The sequence below is a fragment of the Pseudomonas antarctica genome (assembly GCF_900624995.1).
Classification (GTDB): domain Bacteria; phylum Pseudomonadota; class Gammaproteobacteria; order Pseudomonadales; family Pseudomonadaceae; genus Aquipseudomonas; species Aquipseudomonas antarctica.
Map to the genome: position 1 here is coordinate 1 of NZ_UYXQ01000257.1, position 951 is coordinate 951.

General features: G+C 51.3%; 1 pseudogene. It reads right to left on the reverse strand.

The window, feature by feature from the left end:
- Positions 1–142 precede the first annotated feature (142 nt).
- Positions 143–951 (reverse strand): annotated as a pseudogene (locus tag E0F99_RS29885) (hypothetical protein); the annotation flags it as partial.

Consider the following 951-nt stretch of genomic DNA (forward strand, 5'->3'; position numbering starts at 1 on the left):
TGTTGACGTTGCAGTTGGCGGGGAATGTGGATGCGATGCGGCAGCGGTTGGCGAAGACGGCGAGTCATTGGAAGATTTGAATGGGTGATAAAAAGGGACAGCCTACGGTTGAGTAGGACTGTCCCGATTATATAGTTATGACTTATACCCTGAACCACCGTATGACATTAGAGCTCACATTTTGACCGCCTTCAAGTTCGTACATTGCCACGTTATACCATTGATTCAACAGATGAAAACCTGTCCAGCGCTCCCAATTCGTAGTGCCTGGGGTAATAGTCAGCGTATAGCCTCCGCCCTCGGGCGTCCCCAACCTAACGTTCCGATGATAGGGACGAGCGTCACAGGTTCCAGAAAACAACACGCCATACCCTAATGCAGCAGCGTACGATCCCCCGTTAGGGACACTATTACCCGTTGAAACGATGATCGCACGGGTAATAACCGGCGGATTAAACCGAGTATCTGCGGTATAAAATGTTGACGGCGACGCCCTAGCGGTTTCTATGTTTGTGCTGCCTGCCTGACCTACATAAAGCCTTACTTCGATCTTAGTATTATTTGGCACTCCCGCTATCCAATCGCGCGATACCGGCTTGTCCATTAAACCTCTCGTTACTTCCCCTTCGCTGATCAGATAGCCATCCAATACCTTCAGCTCCCTCGCACCGTTAATCATTGTCAGCCACACGACTTGCCCTGCTTGAATCCCACCCCATGGCACCACAGATGCTCTAGCATCCCCATTAAAACTGTTCAAGACCAAGGTAGCGCCAGGGTCCAGACGGTTAATTAATGGCTGCGGCAAAACCAACAGAGGGGCAGCCTGAACCGTCAGTACCTGAACCTCTGACGCCACGGTAGTTCCCCCCACCGTCACCAAGTAACTTAACTTGATAGGTTGGCCCGCGCTTTGGGCGATGATTGTCGCGCTGATGGGAAATTGGACAA